Source organism: Vulcanococcus sp. Clear-D1, assembly GCF_014654725.1.
Classification (GTDB): Bacteria; Cyanobacteriota; Cyanobacteriia; order PCC-6307; family Cyanobiaceae; genus Vulcanococcus.
On sequence record NZ_JACVZV010000039.1, the window covers coordinates 87,152 to 108,188 of the forward strand.

A 21,037-nucleotide genomic window follows, 5' to 3' on the forward strand; every position below is an offset into this window, starting at 1 on the left:
GGCATTGCCCCCGTTACGCCGAAGTTCCATGGCCCTAGAGATTGAACGACGTTTCCTGGTGGCCAGCGAAGCCTGGCGCCCGCATGTGCGCTGGAGCCGCAACCTGCAGCAGGGCTACCTGGCCGGCTCCGCCGATGGCCTCACCCTGCGCGTGCGCAGCGATGGCCTTGGTGCGGCCTGGCTCACGCTCAAATATCCGGCCAGCGGCATTGCGCGCCACGAATTCGAATACGCCATCCCGCAGCAGGATGCCGATGCGCTGCTGGAACGTAGTGCAGCGCGGGTGCTGAAGCAGCGCTATGGGCTCGATCTCCCCGGTGGCGACTGGGTTCTGGATGTGTTTGCTGGGGAGAATGCACCGTTGGTGATCGCTGAGGTGGAGCTGGAGAGTGAGCAGGCGGCGGTGGCGATCCCGCCGTGGTGCAGCTGTGAGATCACCGGCATCGGCGCCTTCAGCAATGCGGCGCTCGCCCAGCGGCCCTTCCAGCTCTGGCAGCCGGAGGAGCAACAGCCCTGGATCTTGAACCTGGAGACGCAGCAGGCTTAGGATTCTCTTAAGAATTGAACAGAGACCGGTGCTCGGGCTTTACGACCAGCAGGGGTTGTTGCGCTTCAGCGGCCGGGATCTGGCGGATTGCCTGGCCTATGCCGAGTTGTTCGCCCTAGCGGAGGGCAGCTTCAGCCTGGAATCCCTTGTGCATGAACGCAGCGCGGACGTTGCGCTGGTTCAGCCGGCGCTGCCGTCCTGAGGCAGATTGCAGCAGTTGAAGCCATCACGGCAGATCTTGCCGTGATCCATGGCCCAATTCAGCAACGCCACGCGGTTCTTTGCACCGGTTTTGGTGAACACGTTGCTCACGTGGTTGTCCACGGTGCGCTTGCTGATCATCAGCCGCTCGCCGATTTCCTGGTTGGTGAGCCCCTGGGCCACCAGGTCGATGATCTCCAGTTCGCGCTCCGAGAGATCCATCCACGCCTGAAGGCTGAGTGCTCACTCTAGGGAGGGTGCTCCTGGGCTGATAGGGCACGGCTGGACAGGCCAGTGGCTTCGGGGCGGTGGTTGATGATGGCCCGATCTGATCACGGGCGTTTTGGGGCTGCAGCAGGCACTGGAGGTGGGCTCCCTCGCCATCACAGCGGAGGTGATGCCACCCCGTGGTGGTGATGCCAGCAGCACCATGGCCCACGCGCGAGCCCTCAAAGGCCGGGTTCACGCGGTGAACGTGACCGATGGCAGCCGCGCCGTGATGCGGATGAGCAGCCTGGCGGTGTGCCGGCTGCTGCTTGATCAGGGCATTGAGCCGGTGTGGCAACTCGCCTGCCGCGACCGCAACCGCATCGGCCTGCAGGCGGATCTGCTGGGTGCCCATGCCCTGGGCATCCGCAACGTGCTCTGCCTCACCGGCGATCCTGTGCGCGCCGGTGATCAGCCCGGGGCGCGGCCGGTGAATGAGCTCGAATCGGTGCGTTTGCTCCAGCAGCTGCAGGCGTTCAATCGTGGCGAGGATCCCATCGGGGGCACCCTGGCTGATGGGGCCACGGCGCTCTTTGCTGGAGCCGCCGCCGATCCCCAGAGCCCCAGCTGGAGTGGGCTGAAGAGCCGCATTGCTCGCAAGCATCAAGCCGGTGCCCGCTTCCTGCAAACCCAGATGGTGATGGATGCGGAGTGCCTGAAGCGTTTTGTGGGGGAGATCACCGGGCCGATCGGCTTGCCGGTGCTGGCAGGGGTGTTCTTGCTCAAGTCGGCGAAGAACGCCGCCTTCATCAACCGGGTGGTGCCCGGCGCCAACATTCCCCAGTCGATCATTGATCGCCTCGCCGCCGCCACGAACCCCGCTGATGAGGGCATCAGCATTGCCGCTGAGCAGGTGGCGACGTATGCCGGCATTGCCCAGGGGGTGCATCTAATGGCCGTGAAGGCCGAAGAGCGCATTCCCCTGATCCTGGAGCGAGCTGGGATCAGCTCGCGCTGCTGATCGCCAGATCGGTGCCTAGGAGTTCGGCCATGGCCTTCTGCTGGGGTGAAGGCTTCACATGATCCTGGCGGCGTACATCGGTGATCAGCCAATCGAGCGCTGCTTCTTGCAGATCGAAGTGATCGCCGTTGCGGTCGACGCAGTAGCGGCCGAAGACCAGCTTCTCCACTAAACGCACACCTGGACCGATGCGCGAGTAATCGAAGATGATCGAGTTATCGATCGTCGCTCCCTCGCAGATGTGACAGCTGGGGCCGATCATCGCTGGGCCAATGATGGTGGCGCCGTCTTCAATCCGGCTCATGCCGCCGACGTAGATGGGGCCTTCCACGTTGATCTTGTCCCAGTTGGCGGCCACATTCAGGCCTGCGTAGATCCCTGGGCGCACTTCCTTGCCGGGGATCTGAACCTGCCGCACTTGTCCCTGCAGCACGCTGCGGATCGCCTGCCAGTAATCGGGCACCTTGCCGATGTCCACCCACTCGAATTCCATCGGCAGGGCGTAGAAGGCGGCATCGTCAGCCACTAGGCGGGGGAACAGATCCGAGCCGATGTCGAACGGCACGCCATCCGGTACGTAATCGAGCACTTCTGGCTCGAAGATGTAAATGCCGGTATTGATCATGTCGCTGGCGGCCTCATCCACCGCCGGCTTCTCCTGGAAGGAGAGCACCCGGCCGTCGTTGTCGGTCACCACCACGCCATAGCTGCTCACCTGATCGCGCGGCACGCGCTTAGTGATCAGGCTGGCCATCGCCCCTTTGGCCTTGTGGCGGCGCACGGCTTCGCTCAGGTCGAGATCGATCAGGGCATCCCCGCAGAGCACCACGAAGGTGTCGTCGAAGAAGCGCTGGAACGTCTGGATCTTCTTGAGCCCACCTGCCGAGCCGAGGGCATCACCGATCAGCTGGCCGTCTTCAATGCGGCCTTCGAAGCTGTAGGCGATCTCCACGCCGAAGCGCTGGCCATCGCGGAAATAGTTCTCGATCTCCTGGGCCAGATGGGAGACATTCACCATGATTTCGGTGAAGCCGTGTTCCCGCAGCAACTCGAGCAGAAACTCCATCACGGGTTTCTGCAGGATCGGAATCATCGGTTTGGGGACGATGTGGGTGATCGGTCGCACCCGGGTCCCCTTACCGGCCGCCAGGATCATCGCCTTCATCGGCGCTGTCTGCTTTCGGTGAGTCCGCCCACCCTACGCACAGGGTCTAGGCGGCCAGCGGCTCTCGAGCCGGCCCCCGAGCTGACCCCAGCTCCGCGGGCAGGGGCAATTGCACACTCTCTCGCTCATCGAGCAGCCGCTTGAGCTGCAGCGGGCCGAACAGGCCGCCCTGCTGCTCCAGCTCCACCTTGCCCTGGGAGCAGAGAAAGAGCAGCGCCCAGAACACCCCCACCCGGTCGCTGTCGAGATCCTCCGGGGCCACCGCCGCCCAGGCCTGCACCAGGGCTTCAAAGCCCGTCCACTCCAGCGATTGCGGCCACTGCAGCAGGAATTGGCTGAGGGCGGCGGTGGTTTCCGGCAGCTTCTCGCGGTGGGCCAGGGCCGCCACCTGCTCGATCACGGCTCGATCGCTGTAGCGCTTGCTGCGCTGGCGTTTGCTGCGCTGGCCCTCCTCCTGCTCCAGCCGTTCGGCGATGTCTTCGAGTTGGCGGATCAGCTCACCGAGGGTCACCGGCCGCTGCAAGGGCGGTGGCGCGACGGGCCGGCGCAGCAGGTGGCGCTCCGGCCGCCTGGGCAGTTCCACGCCAGGGCTGAGAAGCCAGCCCTGGCCCTCGGCGTCAAAGTCGTAGCTGAAGTCGTCGTCGGCGAGGGGTTCGGGCGGGAAGGTCTGCGCTTCCAGCACTTCCGCTTTGAGGCTCACCAGCATCGAAGCAGCCAGAAAGGCCTCGCTGGTTTCAGCCAGATCCTGTTCGTAGCTGCCGCCGCGCCCCACGGCCGCCATCAGTCGCGGCACTTCAATGCGCTGACGCAGCTGATCGAGAAAGCCGTCGACGACGGCAATCACATCCACATCCCAGGGATCGAGGTCGCCCCGTTCAGCGGCGTCTTGCAACAGGCGGATGGCCAGCCTGGCGCCATCTGTGGCCACGGGTCCGCTTGCACTCACCCGACCCTATCGGCTCGAAGCCTGAAAAGCCAGGCCAGAGCTGCCTTCAGGCTGCTTCGCTTTGTGCTGAGCTCTCCCCGGCGGCCGGCAGCAGCCCCAGTTGGGCATCCACGGCGGCGCGGTAGCGCTGTACGTCTTCTTCCAGCTCGCGGATGCGCACCTGTTGCGCTTCCACCTCGCCGGGGTTGACCTGGCTCTCCACCCGCTTCACCACGCCGGTCCACACCGCGAACACCCAGGCGGCAGTGGCACCGATGCCACCCACCAGCAGCAACAGCGCTGCCAGGGGCAGGGTGGCGCTCAGGCCCGGTAAGAACTGCACCGTGGTGGGGGAGGTGTTCTCAAGGGTGAACATCACCATGGCCAGGCCGAAGCTGAAGATCAGCAGGAAGTTCAGCTGCTTCATCGGTCGGGATGCACCAAGAGCTTGAGCTCGAAGATTACGTAGATCCTTGAGATCCGCACCAGCCCATTCGGCAGCCTGAAGGCTTTGTTACCCAGCCAGCGCTGGAGCTCTCAGCGGCGCCTGACGGATCAGACCGGACCCGGCGGGGGCATTCATCGCTTTCATGGCCCGTTCGTCCTTGGCCACAAGCACTTCCATGGTGGCCTTGTAGCTGTCGGTCATCAGGCGGGGATAGAGCCCGATCCCGATGATCGGCACCAGCAGGCAGCCAATGATGTAGATCTCGCGCGGCTCGGCATCCACCAGGTTTGTGTGGCCCACGAGCTCAGCTTTCTCCTTCCCGTAGAAGATTTCGCGCAGCATCGAGAGCAGGTAGATCGGCGTGAGGATCACGCCAATGGCGGCCAGGCCGTCGATCGCCACTCGGAAGGGAAGGGTGTAGGCGTCGTCGGTGGCGAAGCCCACAAACACCATCAGTTCGCTCACGAAGCCGCTCATGCCCGGCAGCGCCAGAGACGCCAGGGAGCACACGGTCCAGAGGGCGAACATCTTGCGCATCTTCTGGCCCACGCCGCCCATCTCATCGAGCTGCAGGGTGTGGGTGCGGTCGTAGGTGGCGCCCACCAGGAAGAACAGCGAGGCGCCGATCAGGCCGTGGCTGATCATTTGCAGCATGGCGCCGCTGGAGCCAAGAGCACTGAAGCTGCCGATGCCGATCAGCACAAAACCCATGTGGCTGATCGAGCTGTAGGCGATCTTGCGTTTGAGGTTGCGCTGGGCGAAGGAGGTGAGCGCCGCGTAAATGATGTTCACCACGCCGAGCACCACCAGCAGTGGGGCAAACACCGCGTGGCCATCGGGCAGGATCTGGCAGTTGAAGCGCAGCAGGGCGTAGCCGCCCATCTTCAGCAAGATCCCCGCCAGCAGCATGTGCACCGGCGCGGTGGCTTCACCGTGGGCATCCGGCAGCCAGGTGTGCAGCGGCACGATCGGCAGCTTCACCCCGAAAGCGATTAGCAGGCCGGCGTAGGCGAGCAGCTGGAACTTCACCGAGAAGCCCTTGGCCATCAGATCCGTGTAGTTGAAGCTGATGTCGCCGCCGTAGAAGGCCATCGCCAGGCCCGCAAGCAGGATGAACAGCGAGCTACCGGCCGTGTAGAGGATGAATTTGGTGGCGGCGTATTGCCGCTTCTTGCCGCCCCAGATCGCCAGCAGCAGATACACCGGGATCAGTTCCAGCTCCCAGGCAAGGAAGAACAGGAGCATGTCCTGCACAGCGAACACGGCGATCTGGCCGCCATCCATGGCTAACAGCAGGAAATAGAACAGCTTCGGTTTGAAGCTCACCGGCCAGGCGGCCAGCACCGCCAGTGCGGTGATGAAGGAGGTGAGCAAGATCAACGGCATCGAGATGCCGTCAGCCCCCACCGACCACTCCAGGCCGAGATCGGGCAGCCAGCTCACCTTCTCCACCAGCTGCAGATCAGGGTTGCTGGGGTCGTAGCCGTTGAGGTACCCGCCCACCGTGAGCAGGAAGGTGATCAGGGCGATGCCCAGGGCAAACCAGCGCACCTGTTTGCCATCGCCGTTGTCGGGCACAAACGGGATGCAGAGCGCCGCGCCGATCGGGAACAGGATCGACGCACTCAACCAGGGAAAAGCTGTGCTGCTGCCCTGGTCTGCAGCGGCAGCCAGGAGCGTGGCGACATCCAGATGCACAGACGGGGCAACAGCTCTGGGCGGAGTGTAGAAATCACTTCCGCTGCTGCATCGGTGGCGTGGCGGATGTCACACAGAGCGTTGTGGCCAGGGGTGTGTTCCCGGGGCGCTCACCGCTGGGGGCGGACAGCGCCCCGGGAACACACCCCTGGCCCCCCGAGAGTGGGCGCAGGAGCTGGCGGCTGCACCCTTGCCGCGGCCGGCGTAGCTCTTGGTGTGCCTCCTCCCATGGGTGTCTGAGGCGTTGGCCTTCCGCTGGCATCCGCCGCGCGAAGCGCGAGCGGCAGCCAGCGGAAGGCCAACGCCTCAGACCTCACCCAAGGGCGCCGAACAGCACCACCAGTGCGATGACGCCGCCGAACACGATCAGCGCATAGAACTGGGCGCGGCCGGTTTCGAAGTATTTGAGGCCTTCGCCGCTGCCCAGGGTGACCAGGCCGGTGAGGTTCACCACGCCGTCGACCACCTTGGAATCCACTTCCAGCACGGAGCGGGCCAGCTTGCGGCTGCCCTGCACGAACAGCTTGTCGTTGATGGCATCGAGATACCACTTGTTGGCCAGGAAGGCGTTGATCGTGGGGAAGCGCGCCGCGACGGCGGTGCCCAGATCGATCTTGCGCAGGGCGTAGGCGAGCACGGCCACGCTGATGCCCACCACCGAGATCGCCACGGAGGCGCCGGCTAGCGGTAGGAATTCACCCCAGCTGAAGTGCTCGGCCACCTTGGCGGCCTCATGGGGATCCAAGAGGTAGCCGAAGCGGCTGTTCCAGGGCACACCCAGCAGGCCCACCAGCACGGAAGGCACCGCCAGCACGGCCAGTGGCATGGCCATCTGCCAGCCGGATTCATGGGGATGCTCGGCATGGGCGTGGCCGTGGTCATCGCCGTGCTCATCAGAGCCCTTGCCGGCGGCGGCCATCAGCTGCGCCTGCATGGCCTTGTCGTTGCCGCGGAAGCTGCCCTCAAACGTGAGGAAGTAGAGCCGGAACATGTAGAAGGCGGTCATGCCGGCGGTGATGAAGCCGGCTGCCCAGAGAACCGGGAAGCTGCCGAAGGCCTGGCCGAGGATCTCATCTTTGCTCCAGAAGCCGGCCAGTGGCGGGATGCCGCTGATGGCCAGGCAGCCAATGAAGAAGGTGCTGCTGGTGATCGGCATGTGCTTGCGCAGGCCGCCCATCAGGCGCATGTCCTGGGCGAGCACCGCCTCATGGCCCACCACCTCTTCCATGGCGTGGATCACCGAGCCGGAGCCCAGGAAGAGCATTGCCTTGAAGAAGGCGTGGGTCACCAGGTGGAACATGCCGGCCACCGGGGCGCCGCAGCCCATCGCCAGCATCATGTAACCGAGCTGGCTCACGGTGCTGTAGGCCAGGCCCTTCTTCAGATCCATCTGGGTGAGGGCGATCGAGGCCCCCAGGAACAGCGTGATCGTGCCGATCACGGCAATCACCACCTGCACCTCCGGGAAAGGCACATACACAGGTTGGAGCCGTGCCACCAGGAACACGCCGGCGGCCACCATGGTGGCGGCGTGGATCAGCGCCGAGATCGGCGTGGGGCCCTCCATGGCATCGGGCAGCCACACGTGCAGCGGGAACTGGGCCGATTTGGCCATCGGGCCCATGAACACCAGCAGGCAGAGCAGTACGGCGATGCCGTTCGACACGCTGCCGTTGGCGATTGCTGCCTGCAGGCCTGTGCCCACCTGCTCAAAGCCGAAGCTGCCCGTGGCCCAGAACAAGCCAAGAATGCCCAGCAGCAGGCCGAAGTCGCCCACGCGGTTCACCACAAAGGCCTTCTGGGCGGCATTGGCGGCGCCATCGCGGTCGTACCAGAAGCCCACCAGCAGGTAGGAGCACATGCCCACCAGCTCCCAGAACACGTAGATCTGCAGGAGGTTGGGGCTGATCACCAGGCCCAGCATCGAGCTGCTGAACAGGGCCAGGTAGGTGAAAAAGCGCACATAGCCCTTGTCGTGGGCCATGTAGCCATCGGAATAGACCATCACCAGCACGGCGATGGTGGTGACCAGAGCCAGCATCACGGCCCCGAGGGCATCCACCCGGAACCCCATCTCCAGGGTGAAGGCGCCGGCGCTGGCCCAGTTGAACAGCACTTCGGTGGGGCCTGCCCCCGCCAGTTGCTGGGCGAGCACCGCATAGCTGAGCACTGCGGCAGCGCCCACACTGGTGATCAGCAGCACCGCCACCGGTTTTCGCAACCGGTTCACCGTGCGGTTGAAACTGATCAGGCTAAGGCCCACCACCGCTGCCCCGATCAAGGGCAAGACCGGAATGAGCCAGGCGAGTTCGGCAGGCGAGGGCATCCGGTGCTGGTGCAATCAGGGCGAGTGTAGGCAGCGCAACGGGCGCTTTATCCCAGCCAGTGGGCCAGCCCGGTGCGGCTGAAGGCTGTGGCACCGCTACCAATGAAGCGATGAGCCCACCAGAACACGCCCACCGCAATGGCGATGCCCAACTGGGCTGGACGCAGGAACTCGCCCAGCTGCAGCTGCTGCCGTCCATCGAGCACGGCTTTGAACGGAATCACCGAGGTGCTCGCCCGCAGGTCCTCGAAGGCCGTTCCGAAGCGATTGGCCAGGCGTCGATCGCCGTTCCAGATCGCAAACAGGTGATGGGCGATCAGGCCGGCGCAGGTGGCCACCATGAAGCTGCTGCCGATCCAGAGCAGGTGGGTGCAGCACCAGAGGATCTGGCCAATCGCCTGGGGATGGCGGCTGACGCGGATGATCCCGGTGGCATACATCCGCACCTGCGGTTTCAGCACCGCTGGAATCTCCAGCAGGTTGTAGGTAGCTGGATAGAGGAACAGGAAGCTGATGGCGGTGCCGATCCACACCAGCGGAATGATCCAGGGCTGGTCCTGCAGGTTCCAGAGCCGGATGCCGTCATAGCGGTGGGCGAGGAAGTAGCCGATCACCACCACGGCAGAAGGGATGCTCACCGCCGCAAACAGCAGGCGCCAGGCCCGTTCGCCGATGCGATCCACCCCCCAGTAGCGCAGGGAGGCTCCGCCGCTGTGGATCACGGCAAAGCCCAGCAGCAGCGCCAGCATCACCCAGCTGCTGTGGTGGAGATCGCTGGTGGGAGTCACAGGCCGGGCGGCGCAAGGAGTGGGCTGATTCTCCCCAGTCGCCGGAGATCCCCGAGAGGGCACCTAGAGTTCTGCTTCCCGCAGCATCCCTGCGCCCCCTGCATGGCTGATCTGCCCTTCACCCTTGATCAGCTGCGCATCCTGCGTGCGATCGCCAGCGAGGGCAGCTTCAAGAAGGCGGCCGACAGCCTCTATGTGACGCAGCCGGCGGTGAGCCTGCAGATCCAGAACCTGGAGAAGCAGCTCAATGTGTCGCTGTTCGATCGGGGCGGACGCAAGGCCCAGCTCACCGAAGCCGGCCACTTGCTGCTCAGCTACTGCGATCGGATCCTCAGCCAGTGCCAGGAGGCCTGCCGCGCCCTCGACGATCTCCACAACCTCAAGGGCGGCTCGCTGATCGTGGGCGCTAGCCAGACCACCGGCACCTATCTGATGCCGCGGATGATTGGTCTGTTCCGCCAGAAATACCCGGAGGTGGCGGTGCAGCTCCAGGTGCACAGCACCCGGCGCACCGGCTGGAGCGTGGCCAATGGTCAGATCGATCTGGCCATCATTGGCGGCGAGCTCCCCAGTGAGCTCAATGAGCTGCTTCAGGTGGTGCCCTATGCCAGCGATGAGCTGGCTCTGGTGCTCCCTACCAAACATCCTCTGGCTCGCTTGCCGGAGCTCAGCAAAGACGATCTCTACCGCCTGGGCTTCGTCTGCCTCGATGCCCAGTCGACCACCCGCAAGATGGTGGATCAGCTGCTGGCCCGCTCCGGCCTCGATGTGGCACGCCTGAAGATCGAGATGGAACTCAACTCGTTTGAGGCCATCAAGAACGCGGTGCAGAGCGGGTTGGGTGCGGCCTTCCTGCCGGTGGTGTCGATTGAGCGGGAACTGGCTGCTGGCAGCCTGCATCGCCCGGCCTTGGCGGATCTGTCGGTGCGGCGGCAGCTGAAGTTGATCAGCCATCCCTCGCGCTATTGCTCACGCGCCGCCGACGCCTTCCGCAAGGAAGTGCTGCCCGTGTTCGCCAGCCCCGATAGCCCCCTGCGCCGACCCTTGCTGCAGAACCAGCCTCCGAGCTCCGAGCCCGGAGGCGACGATCAGAACTGATCGGCTTCCGGGGTGATGCCCACGGTGTCGTCAGCGACGCCCTTGGTGAGGAATTTGTTCTCGCTGGTGTCGGTCTGATAAACGCAGCGAACGATCGGTTTGTCTTTCACCGAACCGATGTAGGCAAAGGTGTTCATCCGCTGCTTGCACTGACGCATCTGTTCGGCGGTGACAGCGCCTTCCTTCTGGAGAACACTCCAGTTCTCTCGGCGAATCACGCAGCCCGGCTTCAGAGCGGGTTGCGTCACGAAGCTGCTGCTGGGGTTCATCGTGGTGTACAGCTCGATGTCCATCACGAAGGCACTGGCGCCCCACTGGCGGCAGAACTCGGGATCCGGCACCGCCATGTCGAGCTGCTGGGAGCTGGCGATGTTGCCCTGATCGCCCTGGGTGGTGCTGGAAATACCCGTGCCGATGCCGATCCCCACCACCAACACGCCGGCCAGGATCGCGCCGCTGGCCACGTTGAACTGAAAGCCGCCGCCACCTGGGCCACCGCCAGAACCGCCGCTGGATCCCCCGGCGGAGCCGCCCCCTCGCCGCGGCATGTCGTAGGGGTCGCGCCCGCGGCTGGGCCGGCCGCGACGCTCCTCCGGATAGCCGTAACGGTCGTCGTCGTAGCCGCGGCTGCTGCGGGATCGGGTCATGCGCTCTGGGGGGCCTGCGGCAGGCCCATGGAGTAGTTCAGCACCCGGCAATCGGGGTTGTAGCGAAGGGCTCCTGCCTGGAGCAGCTCGCGGATCTTGCCCTCCAGTTCAGAGCCGATGCGGCGCAGGTTGTAGTCGTTGAGATCCTGGCCGGCATGGGCTTCCACGAGCTCACGGAAACGTTGTTGCACGGCCTCTTGGCTGGACGGGTCCCAGATGAATTCGTTGTCGGGGTCGAGATCCAGCGTGAGCTGGTTCGGGTCGAACACCAGCTGCGCGTTCTCCACGCGGGCCGTGAAGATCCGCACGTGGCGGGTGGTGGCTTTGAGCAGTGTTTCGGCCATGGGGCGGGCGGGGCAGCGCAGGCCGGCAGACCCAAGGACCGGCTTGGTTGACTTTAGAAAGCCTTCGCGCCGTCCGGTCAAGCACCGGCCGCGAGCCGGCTGGCTGGGGTTTGGCTCAGGCAGGTTGGCTCAGCACCCATGCATCAGCCCCCTTAAGGTTGTCTGCTGATTCAGGGGTTTCCATGCGCGTCGCCATCGCTGGTGCTGGTCTGGCCGGTCTGGCCTGTGCCAAGTACCTCTGCGACGCCGGTCACACCCCGGTGGTGGTCGAAGCCCGCGACGTGCTCGGCGGCAAGGTGGCGGCCTGGCAAGACGAAGACGGCGACTGGTACGAAACCGGTTTGCACATTTTCTTCGGCGCCTACCGCAACATGCGGCAGCTCTTCAAGGAGTTGAACATCGAAGACCGGCTCCAGTGGAAGAGCCATTCGATGATCTTCAACCAGAAGGAAACGCCGGGCACCTACAGCCGCTTTGATTTCCCCGATATCCCGGCACCGTTCAACGGCGTGGCGGCGATTCTGGGCAATAACGACATGCTCACCTGGCCGGAGAAGATTTCCTTCGGCCTGGGCCTGGTGCCGGCGATGCTGCGCGGTCAGCAATACGTGGAGGAGTGCGATCAATACTCCTGGACGGAGTGGCTGAAGCTGCACAACATCCCCGAGCGCGTGAACGATGAGGTGTTCATCGCCATGGCCAAGGCGTTGAACTTTATCGATCCCGATGAGATCTCCAGCACCGTGGTGCTCACCGCCCTGAACCGCTTCCTGCAGGAGGGTGATGGTTCGAAGATGGCCTTCCTCGATGGCAACCCACCTCAGCGGCTGTGCCAGCCAATCGTGGATTACGTCACCGAGCGTGGCGGCGAAGTGCATCTCGATTCGCCGCTTCGGGAGATCGAGCTCAATCCCGATGGCAGTGTCAGCGGCTTCCGCATCGGTGGCATCAAGGGCAAGGAGGGCTACACCCTGCATGCCGATGCTTATGTGAGCGCCCTGCCGGTGGATCCGTTCAAGCTGCTGCTGCCGGAGCCCTGGAAGGAGATGCCCTACTTCAAGAAGCTCGATGGCCTCAACGGCGTGCCGGTGATCAACATTCACCTTTGGTTTGATCGCAAGCTCACCGAGATCGATCACCTGCTGTTCAGCCGTAGCCCCCTGCTCAGCGTGTATGCCGACATGAGCAACACCTGCAAGGAATACGAAGATCCCGAGCGCTCTATGCTCGAGCTGGTCTTTGCTCCCGCCAAGGATTGGATCGGCCGCAGCGATGAAGACATTGTGGCCGCCACGATGGAGGAGCTGAAGCGCCTCTTCCCGATGCACTTCACCGGCGACAATCAGGCTCAGCTCCGTAAGTCGATCGTGGTGAAAACACCGCTGTCGGTCTACAAAACTGTGCCCGGCTGCCAGCAGCTGCGCCCGGATCAAACCTCCCCGATCCCCAACTTCTTCCTCGCCGGTGACTACACCATGCAGCGCTACCTGGCCTCGATGGAAGGCGCGGTGCTGAGCGGCAAGCTCTGCGCTCAAGCCGTGGCGGCTGCTCCGGTGCCTGTGGCGGCCTGAGCTGGTGTCGTTGGCTGCTGCCCCGACGGAGATTCCTTCCTTAGAGGAGGCCTACGAGGCCTGCCGGCAGGAAACCGCCGAGTGGGCCAAAACCTTCTACCTCGGCACCCTGTTGATGCCCCCGGCCAAGCGCCGGGCGATCTGGGCCATTTATGTGTGGTGTCGCCGCACCGATGAGTTGATGGATAGCCCCGAGGCGATGACCCGCCCCGAGGCTGAACTGGCCGAGCGCCTCGATGTCTGGGAGCAGCGCACCCGCGATCTGTTTGAAGGCACCGTGCGCGATGGCCTGGATCGGGTGATGGCTGACACGATCGAGCGTTACCCCCAGCCGATCGAGCCCTATCTCGACATGATCGAGGGCATGCGCATGGATCTCACCACCCATCGCTATGCCACGTTTGAGCAGCTGAAGCTCTACTGCTACCGGGTGGCAGGCACGGTGGGGCTGATGACCCAGGAGGTGATGGGCATCGATCCGGCCTACACCTCCGCCCCCTGGAGCCATCCCCCTGACACCAGTGAAGCTGCGGTGGCGCTTGGCATTGCCAATCAACTCACCAACATCCTGCGCGATGTGGGTGAAGATCGTGGCCGCGGACGCATTTATCTGCCGCAGGAAGATCTCGAGCGTTTCGGTTACAGCGAAGACGAGCTGATGGCCGGCACTCTGAACGACAGTTGGCGCGAATTGATGCGCTTTCAGTTGAAGCGGGCGCGGGATTGGTTCGCTCGATCGGAGGCGGGTGTGCGCTGGCTGGCCCCGGATGCGCGCTGGCCGGTGTGGGCTTCACTTCGCCTGTATCGCGGCATTCTCGATGTGATTGAAGAGCTGGATTACGACGTCTTCAATCACCGCGCCTATGTGCCCACCTCCGGAAAGTTCCTCGATTTACCCCGCTCGTTTGTGATCGCTCAAGCGCGTTAACGCCAGCCCAGTTGGAGCCAATGCAACAGGATGGGATTCACCTGCTCGGGTGATTCGTCGTGGGGGCAGTGGCCGAGCCCTTCCAGCACGGTGAGCTCCTGAATGCAGGCATGGGCCTCCCTCCATCGCTGTGCTTCCTCCAGGGGTTCCCATGGATCCTGAGCGCCCCAGAGCAGGCGCACGGGCACCCGCAGCTGTTCCAGCAACTGGGGAGCCAACCAGTCGTTGAACAGATTCACGAACCCGCGGAAGCTTTCGGTAGCGCCCGGCTGCCGGCTGGGGCGGAGCAATAGATCCACCAGCTCCTGATCCACGTTGTGGCCGCTGGGATAGGCCTGCTGCAGCACGCCGCGCACGAAGGCAGGCCGCGCCAGCACCTGAAACAGGCTGTTGATCAACCAGCGCTGCCGCACCACCGCCATTACGAGCGGCCTCGTGAGGCGGGCCGGCCAGGGTTGAGTGTCCAGTCGCTTGAGATCGAGTTCACGCTGGGCACAGTCGATCAGGATTACCTGCTGCGGTTCTTGGTGAATCTCTTGCAGCAGCCGTGTGGCATTCAGCGCCACCACACCACCGATCGAGTTGCCGATCAGTTGTAGGTCGATCTCATCGCCGATGCCGATCACCTCGAGGCAGAAATCGCGCACCTGCTCCGCCCAGAGATCGAAGCCATAGCGCACTCCTGTGGGAACCAGGGGTTCTCCCTCGAGGCAGGAGATCGGCTTGCTGCTGTTGCCAAAGCCGAGGAGATCGATGGCGTAAACCGTCGCCTCGCTGCTCAAAGGAGCCAGGTTGTGGCGCCAATGCCCTTTGGAGGCACCGAAGCCGTGGACACAAAGAACGGCTCTCCCGGAGGAAGAGCCGTTCGCTTGGGTTTTAACGCAGGTGTAGCTGATGGAGAAGCCGCGCCAACTCCAGCACTGCTCCTCCATGGTTCAGCTCAGACCGCTGCTTTCTGGTTGTCGAGCAGGTTCTTGAGCTTGGCCAGCTCACCAGCCCAGCGGGGATCAGGGGCGCCTTCCTCCACGGAATCGCGGTGCACCACCTTGTTGACAGCCTTGCGAGCCACGGCGGGGGTTCCAGGAGCGCCACCGGGGCGACGATCGTTGCCGCGGCGCTCGTCGCGACGCTCGGAGCGCTCGATCCGCAGGGCATTGCCTGCGAACTCACGGCCGTTCAGTTGCTCGATCACGGCATCGGCCACCTTCTCGTCGTCAACGTTGGCGAAGCCGAAGCCACGGCCGGCGCCGGTTTCGCGGTCTTGAACGGCCTTGAAGCGAATCCCTTCACCCACGCTGGCGAACAGAGCGTCGAGCTCCTTGGCATCAAAGCTCTGGGGCAGGTTGCCGACGTACAGACGAACGCTCATGGGAAGGAAGGGAGAAGAGAGGAAGGAAAACGTGTTCTGGCCTGCGGGCTGACACCACGCGTTTGGAAAGTGCCCATCAATTCGTGCAGTGCTGGCAGTGCAACTGAAGGTGCGACTGACAGTGCAGCTGCTTGAAGTGACGTTTCAAGGCTGTTAACCGAACTGGCGTGATCTCAGCGTCCGAACTGGCGCGAATCAGGTCGTCTTAAACGCCTTTGCGTAGGAAGTTAATCACGCCGAGGTGCCCTTCCGCCAGCATGTTCAGCGGATGCGAGCCACTGCCGGGCCTGCTGCAACGCCTCCTCATGGCTGTGTAGACGCCCGAAGGCCTGCTCCCGCATCAGATGCAGCAGCAGCTCCCCCAAGGCCGGTGATGGCTGGATGTGCAAGGCTTTTTGCAGGCTGAGCCCATCGATGGCGGGTCTTGGGTGAAAGAGCCGATCGCTGCTGTCGCGCCAACGTTTGAGCCAGCGCTGAGCCGGTTCTGCCGGCCAGCTCAGCACCAGTGCCGGAAGGCTTTCCTCCAGATCGCGATGCAGTTGCAGGCGTTCGTTGTCGTTGAGCGCGTCCGCTTGCCCCGCGGGATCGGCGCTGCCCAGGCGTTGCTGCCACTGGCGCAGCGTGACCACCTGTTTCTGCAACTTCCTGCTGCTGCGCAGCTGTTGCAGGGCCGGGCCATCCAGCACGTTCGCTAGGCGCGCCAGCGGCAGCATGGAGTTGAGCTCGGTTGGGCTCAGCCCGAGCTGCTGGGCGTGGACTCCGCCGCAACAGGCGAGCCGTGCCTCCTCCTCATGGCTCCAGGCGCTGCTGCGCCATGGGGTCAGCAGGCCCAGCTCCAGGCAGACCGCCAGCCAGTGCTCACCGCAGGGCGCGGCTGCGAGCTTCTCCAGTTCTGCCAGCACCCGTTCACCGGCCACCCTCACGATCGCCGCGTGGTGTTGCTGAATCCAGCGCTGTGTGCAGGGCTCCAGCCCAAAGCCCAGTTGCGCGGCCAGCCGCAGCCCCCGCAGCAGGCGCAGGGGGTCGTCGAGCAGGTTGGCTTCAGCCACGGCCACCAGTTGCCGCGTGTTCAGGTGGCTCAGCCCGTGGAGGGGATCCACCAGCTGTTGGCGATCGGCCAGGGGCAGTGCCATGGCATTGATCGTGTAGTCGCGCCGATGCAGATCCGCCTCCAGGCTGTCCCCGTCGCGACGGGCCAGATCGATGCTCCAGCCGCCGATCACCAGCCGCGCCATCGATCGCTCGGCATCGAGCACCACGCTGCTGCCGCCATGGCGCCGGCCCAGCTGCCGGCATAGAGCTATGGCATCCCCCTCCACCACCAGATCCAGATCCGGCGCGGTGCCCAGTCGATCCAGGAGGGCATCGCGCACGGCGCCCCCCACCAGAGCCGCCTCGCTGGGAAAGGCTTCCGGAGGCAGCGGCCAGCGCTTGGGTTGCAGCCGCTGCCAGGCCAGCTCCGCCGCCCCTGCAGGGTTCACAATGGCCCCATCCGCTGCGGCGCCGGGCATGTGCATCTGCGTGGATTGCCGCTGGGTGGATCAGTGTCAGGCCTACCACGCGGTTGAGCGCCAGCACGGAGTGGCACACCTCACGGCCACACCTCTCTTTGCCCCGCAAGAACCCAGGATTCACGTGCAGGTGCTCGACCTGGAGGATGGCCAGGTGGGCGTGGAGTGGGATGTGCGCAGCTGCGGCAGCTTTGAGCTCGAGCCAGGCCGCTGGCAGCGCCTCCGGCCCGATCAGGTGGTGCCCACATGAGTGGTGCTGCATCCACTGTTCAGCCGTTGCTGCTGGCGCTGCACAGCTCCAGTGAGAGCCTTGGGGTGGCGGTGCAGCCTTTGGGTGAACCGGTTGCGACGGCGCGGGTGGAGAGCTTCCCCCTAGGGCGGCGCCTCTCGAATGAACTGCTCCCCTGCGTGGAGCAGTTGCTGCCGGCTGTTCAGTGGCCACAACTGGGGCGACTGGCTGTGGCCACCGGGCCTGGTGGCTTCACGGGTACTCGGCTCACGGTTGTGCTCGCCCGCACCTTGGCTCAGCAGTTGGCGATTCCCTTGCATGGTTTCAGCAGCTTTCTGCTGATCGCCCGGCGCCTGCTGGCCTCTCAATCTCCGCATGAGGTGGGCCAACGGCTGTGGCTGGAGCAGGTGCTGCCCCGCCGCGGCAGCGTGGTGGGTTGCTACGGCTTCGATCCGGCAGCCCTGGGTGGGGTGGCGGAGCTGGAGCTGCCGCGGCTGGTGCGACCAGGGGAGAGCTGGGGCGGTGACGGGCCTTGTGCGGCGGCCGTTGTGGATCCTGAGGCGGATGCGCTGCAACTGCTCGAGCTGGCGCAGTTGGCCCAAGCCGTTGATTTGGCAGGCCCCTGGGCTCCGGTGCTGCCGCTGTATCCAACGAGCCCGGTGGAGGGGTTGTGACGCGCCCCCGCTCAGGCCCGCGCCCGGGCGCCCCCCAGTCCCGTGTGCCTCAGGGGGCGGCGCGTCCAAGGCGCGCTACTCAGCCGCGGCGCCAGCCACGACGCAGACAGCGCCGCAGTGGCCGCTGGCTGCTGTTGGCTTTGGCGGGCGCTGGATTGTTGGTGTTCTCCCGCGGGCTGTGGCAGCCCCCTTTGCCACCCCCTCAGATGATCCTGGTGCTCGGCGGTGATGTGGAGCGGGAGCGGGTCGCCGCTGAGCTGGCCGAGCGCGATGGACTGCCTGTGCTTGTGAGCGGGGGGAGCAATCCGGAATACGCCCACTGGCTGTTCGGACGCCGCGGCTTGGATCAAGGGCGGGTCCAGCTTGATTACCGGGCCACAGACACCCTGACCAACTTCACCTCGATCGTGGATGAGCTGCGGCGCGCCAAGGTGCGCCACGTGTTGCTGGTGACCAGCAGCGATCACATGCCACGGGCCATGCTCGTGGGCCGTCTGGTGGCGGGCAGCCGCGGCATTGGGCTCACACCGGTGGAGGTGCCCTGCGGCGCCCGGTGCTCGCCGGAGGGCTGGCGCAAGGTGTGGGGTGATGGCGCCCGTGCCGCCCTGTGGGTGATCACGGGCCGTGATCTCAGGAGCTGGGCGGCAGCGCGTTTTGGGCCGCTGCTGGAGGGAGCGCGGGGCCGCTGATCAGGCCCTGATCCAGCAGGGCATTGATCTGGGCCTGGCAGGCGGCAGTGGCGGCATCGAGATCGGCCCGTTTGCGCGAAGCAGGCGGTGGGATCGGCGTGCCGATGCGGATATGCACGGGCACTAACCGCGCCTTCTTGGAGCCGGTGCCCAGGGCTCGGTGGCTGTTGATGATCGCCACGGGCAACAGGGGCACCCCGGCCCGGGCTGCCAGCAGGGCGGCGCCGGGTTGGGGATTGTTCACCCGGCCATCTGCCTGGCGGGTGCCATCGATGAACACCCCGGTGGCCCAGCCCTGCTCCAGCCGATCGGTGGCGGTGCGGATCGCCTCGCGGTCGCTGGCGCCGCGGGCAACTGGGTAGGCGCCGCAGGCGCGGATGATCGGCCCCAGCACGGGGATCCGGAACAGCTCGGCCTTGGCCATGAAGGCCACAGGCCTGCCGAGGGCATGCCCCAACAGCGGCGGGTCGAGGTGGGATCCGTGGTTGGCCACCACCACCAGCGCACCCTCCAGGGGCACGTTGCCGTTGCCGGCGGTGCGGCCCCGGAACAGCAGCCTGTAGATGGGGAACACCAGCAAATAGCTCACCAGGCGGTAGGTGAGGCTGGGCCGGGGCGTGCGCAGCAGCGCCGGCGGTTCAGCCGGTTTGCGGCGCCGACGCAGCACCCGCTTCACGGCCTGGACGGGCTTGTTCACAGCCCCAGATCAGCGGCGCCGCTGATCTGAGCCGTGGTGATCCCCTCGCAGCTGCGTTTGATCAGGCCGCTCAGCACGTTGCCCGGACCGATTTCTACCGCCGTGTTGATGCCATCGGCGCTGAATCGATCCATCGTTTCGCGCCAGCGCACACCGGTGATCATCTGGCTGCGCAGCCGGGCCTTGAGTGCTGCGCCGCTGGTTTCGGGGCTGGGATCGGTGTTGCTCAGCACCGGGATGCTGGCGTCGTTGAAGCTCACCCCATCGAGAGTGGTGGCGAAGGCATCGGCGGCCGCCTGCATGAAGGGCGAATGGAAGGCGCCACTCACCGCCAGGGGGATGGCCCGTTTGCACTTGAGTTGGCCACTCACTGCCGCCACCGCTTCGGGGCTGCCGGAGAGCACCACCTGGGCGCTGCTGTTGTCGTTGGCGATCACCACCCCTTCGGTGGCGGCCACCAGCTGCTCGAGTTCGGCGCGATCGAAGCCCATCACCGCCGTCATGGAGCCGCCACCGGCTGCAGCCATCAGCTCGCTGCGGGTTTTCATCAGCTGCAGCCCCGTGTTCACATCGAACACGCCCGCGGCATACAGGGCCACCAGTTCACCCAGGCTGTGGCCTGCCACCAGATCAGCCTGGCGGCCCTGGCCCTTGAGGCCATCCACCAGCAGGCTTTCGATCACGAAGAGAGCGGGCTGGGTGTTGCGCGTGTCGTTGAGATCGCTCAGCTCGCCTTCAGCTTCACCGGCGCAGATGGCCAGGAGGTCGCGACCGAGCAGCTCGGAGGCGGCGGCGAAGCGCTCAGTGGCTCCAGGCAGTTCGAGCACCCCGGCAGCCATGCCCACCTTCTGTGAGCCCTGTCCGGGAAACACCCAGGCGATACCCATGGCCGCTCGCGTTGCACTGTCGGGTGGGACATTACGCGGCGGGGCTGAGATCGAAGCTGGCTCAGCTGTGTGGGCCAGCCCAGCGCAGCAGCGCTCCGCCCCAGCTCAGGCCAGCGCCAAAGCCGCTGCTGGCAATCAGATCACCCGGCTTCACGCGGCCATCCTTCACGGCCTCATCCAGCATCAGCGGAATTGTGGCGGCGGAGGTGTTGCCGTAGCTGGCCAGGTTGCTGAGCACCCGCTCATGGGGAATCGCAAAGCGATCGGCCACGGCATCGAGGATGCGTTGGTTGGCTTGGTGCAGCAGCAGCCAGTTGAGATCGGCGGCGGCGGTGCCAGTGCTCTCGAGCAGCTCCTTGAGCACGGCCGGCACTTCCCGCACCGCGAATTTGTACACCTCCTGGCCGTTCATGCGCAGCGGCGCAAAGCCGCCCACCTGGGCGCTCACGCCTCCGAGTACATCGGTGTGGGTGTCGGTCTGGGCCAGGGTGAGGCAGCCATTCCGGCTTCCATCGGAGTGCATGCGGAAGCCCAGCAGGCCGTTGACTTCATCGGCGCAGGCTTCCACCGCCACCGCGGCAGCACCATCGCCGAACAGCACGCAGGTGGTGCGGTCGTCCCAGTCCACCCAGCGGCTCAGTTGATCGGCCCCGATCACCAGGGCCCGGCGCATCGCCCCGCTGCGCAGGTATTGCCCAGCCGTGATCAGGGCGAACAGGAAGCCGCTGCAGGCGGCGGTGAGATCAAAGGCCACGGCGTTGCGAGCGCCGAGCGCACCCTGCACCCGCGGTGCGGTGCCGAACAAGTCATCGGGACTGGAAGTGGCCATCAGGATCAGATCCAGATCCTCAGGGGCCCAGCCCGCGTGCTCCAAGGCCGCTTGGGCCGCGCGGCTGGCCAGCACCGTGAGCGGTTCATCGGCGGCGCAGATGTGGCGGGCGCCGATGCCGGTGCGGGTGCGAATCCATTCGTCGCTGGTGTCGACCCGTTCGCTCAGCTGCTGATTGCTGACGCTGACGGCGGGAACGGCGCTGCCGCATCCCACCAGGGCCATGCCGCAGCGATTG

General features: G+C 65.1%; 24 protein-coding genes. 9 read left to right on the forward strand and 15 right to left on the reverse strand.

Features of this window, described 5'->3' with window-relative positions:
- Positions 1–28 precede the first annotated feature (28 nt).
- The gene (locus H9532_RS15800; protein WP_296370338.1) at positions 29–547 is read left to right on the forward strand and encodes a CYTH domain-containing protein; all 519 of its coding nucleotides are present in this window, start codon (positions 29–31) and stop codon (positions 545–547) included.
- A gap of 28 nt (positions 548–575) precedes the next feature.
- Entirely contained in the window at positions 576–749 is a 174-nt protein-coding gene (locus H9532_RS15805) for a hypothetical protein (protein WP_296370340.1), read from the forward strand.
- Here the strand turns inward: H9532_RS15805 and H9532_RS15810 are convergent.
- Positions 728–970 (reverse strand): response regulator transcription factor, encoded by a 243-nt coding sequence (locus H9532_RS15810; protein WP_296370342.1) that lies wholly within the window; start codon positions 968–970, stop codon positions 728–730. The genes H9532_RS15805 and H9532_RS15810 overlap by 22 nt on opposite strands.
- A gap of 121 nt (positions 971–1,091) precedes the next feature.
- Here H9532_RS15810 and H9532_RS15815 point away from each other — a divergent pair, with 121 nt between their 5' ends.
- Positions 1,092–1,976 carry a methylenetetrahydrofolate reductase gene (locus H9532_RS15815; protein WP_296370345.1) on the forward strand — a complete coding sequence of 295 codons (885 nt, stop codon included), beginning with the start codon at positions 1,092–1,094 and terminating at the stop codon, positions 1,974–1,976.
- On the opposite strand, the gene H9532_RS15820 is transcribed toward H9532_RS15815, so the two are convergent.
- The 6 genes from H9532_RS15820 to H9532_RS15845 all read right to left on the reverse strand — a co-directional run bounded on the left by H9532_RS15820 (position 1,960) and on the right by H9532_RS15845 (position 9,287).
- Positions 1,960–3,141, reverse strand: a complete 1,182-nt coding sequence (locus H9532_RS15820) for an NDP-sugar synthase (protein WP_296370346.1) — start codon at positions 3,139–3,141, stop codon at positions 1,960–1,962. The genes H9532_RS15815 and H9532_RS15820 overlap by 17 nt on opposite strands.
- A gap of 46 nt (positions 3,142–3,187) precedes the next feature.
- On the reverse strand, positions 3,188–4,069 hold the full coding sequence (locus H9532_RS15825) for a segregation/condensation protein A (protein ID WP_296370348.1): 882 nt from the start codon (positions 4,067–4,069) through the stop codon (positions 3,188–3,190).
- A gap of 64 nt (positions 4,070–4,133) precedes the next feature.
- Positions 4,134–4,493: a lipopolysaccharide assembly protein LapA domain-containing protein gene (locus H9532_RS15830; protein ID WP_296370350.1), complete on the reverse strand. Its 360-nt coding sequence runs from the start codon at positions 4,491–4,493 to the stop codon at positions 4,134–4,136.
- 87 nt (positions 4,494–4,580) lie between these two features.
- On the reverse strand, positions 4,581–6,188 hold the full coding sequence (locus H9532_RS15835; protein WP_296370408.1) for an NAD(P)H-quinone oxidoreductase subunit 4: 1,608 nt from the start codon (positions 6,186–6,188) through the stop codon (positions 4,581–4,583).
- 337 nt (positions 6,189–6,525) lie between these two features.
- On the reverse strand, positions 6,526–8,538 hold the full coding sequence (locus tag H9532_RS15840; RefSeq protein WP_296370353.1) for an NAD(P)H-quinone oxidoreductase subunit 5: 2,013 nt from the start codon (positions 8,536–8,538) through the stop codon (positions 6,526–6,528).
- 47 nt (positions 8,539–8,585) lie between these two features.
- Positions 8,586–9,287, reverse strand: a complete 702-nt coding sequence (locus H9532_RS15845) for an NnrU family protein (RefSeq protein WP_296370410.1) — start codon at positions 9,285–9,287, stop codon at positions 8,586–8,588.
- A gap of 141 nt (positions 9,288–9,428) precedes the next feature.
- Between H9532_RS15845 and H9532_RS15850 the strand changes: the two genes are divergently transcribed.
- Positions 9,429–10,424 carry a LysR family transcriptional regulator gene (locus H9532_RS15850; protein ID WP_296370355.1) on the forward strand — a complete coding sequence of 332 codons (996 nt, stop codon included), beginning with the start codon at positions 9,429–9,431 and terminating at the stop codon, positions 10,422–10,424.
- On the opposite strand, the gene H9532_RS15855 is transcribed toward H9532_RS15850, so the two are convergent.
- Together H9532_RS15855 and H9532_RS15860 are read right to left on the reverse strand one after the other, a co-directional pair.
- Positions 10,415–10,972: a DUF3172 domain-containing protein gene (locus H9532_RS15855; protein ID WP_296370411.1), complete on the reverse strand. Its 558-nt coding sequence runs from the start codon at positions 10,970–10,972 to the stop codon at positions 10,415–10,417. The two genes, H9532_RS15850 and H9532_RS15855, sit on opposite strands and share 10 nt — an antisense overlap.
- A 95-nt stretch (positions 10,973–11,067) precedes the next feature.
- Positions 11,068–11,415 (reverse strand): NAD(P)H-quinone oxidoreductase subunit M, encoded by a 348-nt coding sequence (locus H9532_RS15860; protein WP_296370357.1) that lies wholly within the window; start codon positions 11,413–11,415, stop codon positions 11,068–11,070.
- A 182-nt stretch (positions 11,416–11,597) separates the two neighbouring features.
- Between H9532_RS15860 and pds the strand changes: the two genes are divergently transcribed.
- Together pds and H9532_RS15870 are read left to right on the forward strand one after the other, a co-directional pair.
- Positions 11,598–12,986, forward strand: coding sequence for a 15-cis-phytoene desaturase (gene pds, locus H9532_RS15865; protein WP_296370360.1), 1,389 nt, complete (start codon positions 11,598–11,600; stop codon positions 12,984–12,986).
- A 4-nt stretch (positions 12,987–12,990) separates the two neighbouring features.
- The gene (locus H9532_RS15870) at positions 12,991–13,914 is read left to right on the forward strand and encodes a phytoene synthase (RefSeq protein ID WP_296370362.1); all 924 of its coding nucleotides are present in this window, start codon (positions 12,991–12,993) and stop codon (positions 13,912–13,914) included.
- Here H9532_RS15870 and H9532_RS15875 read toward each other — a convergent pair.
- The 3 genes from H9532_RS15875 to H9532_RS15885 form a co-directional block, all read right to left on the reverse strand.
- A complete protein-coding gene (locus H9532_RS15875; RefSeq protein WP_296370364.1) occupies positions 13,911–14,846 on the reverse strand; it encodes an alpha/beta fold hydrolase in 936 nt (311 codons plus the stop codon). The genes H9532_RS15870 and H9532_RS15875 overlap by 4 nt on opposite strands.
- Before the next feature lie 8 nt (positions 14,847–14,854).
- Positions 14,855–15,283, reverse strand: coding sequence for an RNA-binding protein (locus H9532_RS15880; RefSeq protein ID WP_029552791.1), 429 nt, complete (start codon positions 15,281–15,283; stop codon positions 14,855–14,857).
- Positions 15,284–15,510: 227 nt separating this feature from the next.
- Positions 15,511–16,764, reverse strand: a complete 1,254-nt coding sequence (locus H9532_RS15885) for a CCA tRNA nucleotidyltransferase (protein ID WP_296370367.1) — start codon at positions 16,762–16,764, stop codon at positions 15,511–15,513.
- Between the two features lie 28 nt (positions 16,765–16,792).
- Here H9532_RS15885 and H9532_RS15890 point away from each other — a divergent pair, with 28 nt between their 5' ends.
- The 3 genes from H9532_RS15890 (at position 16,793) to H9532_RS15900 (ending at position 18,386) form a co-directional block, all read left to right on the forward strand.
- The gene (locus H9532_RS15890; RefSeq protein ID WP_296370413.1) at positions 16,793–17,044 is read left to right on the forward strand and encodes a Ycf34 family protein; all 252 of its coding nucleotides are present in this window, start codon (positions 16,793–16,795) and stop codon (positions 17,042–17,044) included.
- Entirely contained in the window at positions 17,041–17,697 is a 657-nt protein-coding gene (gene tsaB / locus H9532_RS15895) for a tRNA (adenosine(37)-N6)-threonylcarbamoyltransferase complex dimerization subunit type 1 TsaB (protein WP_296370369.1), read from the forward strand. The genes H9532_RS15890 and tsaB overlap by 4 nt, the downstream gene beginning before the upstream one ends.
- 158 nt (positions 17,698–17,855) lie before the next feature.
- Positions 17,856–18,386 carry a YdcF family protein gene (locus tag H9532_RS15900; protein WP_296370371.1) on the forward strand — a complete coding sequence of 177 codons (531 nt, stop codon included), beginning with the start codon at positions 17,856–17,858 and terminating at the stop codon, positions 18,384–18,386.
- Here the strand turns inward: H9532_RS15900 and H9532_RS15905 are convergent.
- From H9532_RS15905 to H9532_RS15915, 3 genes are all read right to left on the reverse strand, one after another.
- Complete coding sequence (locus H9532_RS15905; protein WP_296370416.1) at positions 18,328–19,053, reverse strand: lysophospholipid acyltransferase family protein; 726 nt, start codon at positions 19,051–19,053, stop codon at positions 18,328–18,330. The two genes, H9532_RS15900 and H9532_RS15905, sit on opposite strands and share 59 nt — an antisense overlap.
- A 26-nt stretch (positions 19,054–19,079) precedes the next feature.
- Complete coding sequence (gene fabD, locus H9532_RS15910; RefSeq protein WP_296370374.1) at positions 19,080–19,970, reverse strand: ACP S-malonyltransferase; 891 nt, start codon at positions 19,968–19,970, stop codon at positions 19,080–19,082.
- Positions 19,971–20,031: 61 nt separating this feature from the next.
- A complete protein-coding gene (locus H9532_RS15915) occupies positions 20,032–21,024 on the reverse strand; it encodes a beta-ketoacyl-ACP synthase III (protein WP_296370418.1) in 993 nt (330 codons plus the stop codon).
- Between the last annotated feature and the right edge of the window lie 13 nt (positions 21,025–21,037).

Bases quoted from the DNA above. Each gene is read 5' to 3' on its own strand.
- H9532_RS15800 (WP_296370338.1), top strand. From the start codon at position 29: ATGGCCCTAGAGATTGAACGACGTTTCCTGGTGGCCAGCGAAGCCTGG.
- H9532_RS15810 (WP_296370342.1), bottom strand. From the start codon at position 970: ATGGATCTCTCGGAGCGCGAACTGGAGATCATCGACCTGGTGGCCCAG.
- H9532_RS15820 (WP_296370346.1), bottom strand. From the start codon at position 3,141: ATGAAGGCGATGATCCTGGCGGCCGGTAAGGGGACCCGGGTGCGACCG.
- H9532_RS15830 (WP_296370350.1), bottom strand. From the start codon at position 4,493: ATGAAGCAGCTGAACTTCCTGCTGATCTTCAGCTTCGGCCTGGCCATG.
- H9532_RS15840 (WP_296370353.1), bottom strand. From the start codon at position 8,538: ATGCCCTCGCCTGCCGAACTCGCCTGGCTCATTCCGGTCTTGCCCTTG.
- H9532_RS15845 (WP_296370410.1), bottom strand. From the start codon at position 9,287: ATGCTGGCGCTGCTGCTGGGCTTTGCCGTGATCCACAGCGGCGGAGCC.
- H9532_RS15850 (WP_296370355.1), top strand. From the start codon at position 9,429: ATGGCTGATCTGCCCTTCACCCTTGATCAGCTGCGCATCCTGCGTGCG.
- H9532_RS15855 (WP_296370411.1), bottom strand. From the start codon at position 10,972: ATGCCGCGGCGAGGGGGCGGCTCCGCCGGGGGATCCAGCGGCGGTTCT.
- H9532_RS15860 (WP_296370357.1), bottom strand. From the start codon at position 11,415: ATGGCCGAAACACTGCTCAAAGCCACCACCCGCCACGTGCGGATCTTC.
- pds (WP_296370360.1), top strand. From the start codon at position 11,598: ATGCGCGTCGCCATCGCTGGTGCTGGTCTGGCCGGTCTGGCCTGTGCC.
- H9532_RS15875 (WP_296370364.1), bottom strand. From the start codon at position 14,846: ATGGAGGAGCAGTGCTGGAGTTGGCGCGGCTTCTCCATCAGCTACACC.
- H9532_RS15880 (WP_029552791.1), bottom strand. From the start codon at position 15,283: ATGAGCGTTCGTCTGTACGTCGGCAACCTGCCCCAGAGCTTTGATGCC.
- H9532_RS15890 (WP_296370413.1), top strand. From the start codon at position 16,793: ATGTGCATCTGCGTGGATTGCCGCTGGGTGGATCAGTGTCAGGCCTAC.
- tsaB (WP_296370369.1), top strand. From the start codon at position 17,041: ATGAGTGGTGCTGCATCCACTGTTCAGCCGTTGCTGCTGGCGCTGCAC.
- fabD (WP_296370374.1), bottom strand. From the start codon at position 19,970: ATGGGTATCGCCTGGGTGTTTCCCGGACAGGGCTCACAGAAGGTGGGC.
- H9532_RS15915 (WP_296370418.1), bottom strand. From the start codon at position 21,024: ATGGCCCTGGTGGGATGCGGCAGCGCCGTTCCCGCCGTCAGCGTCAGC.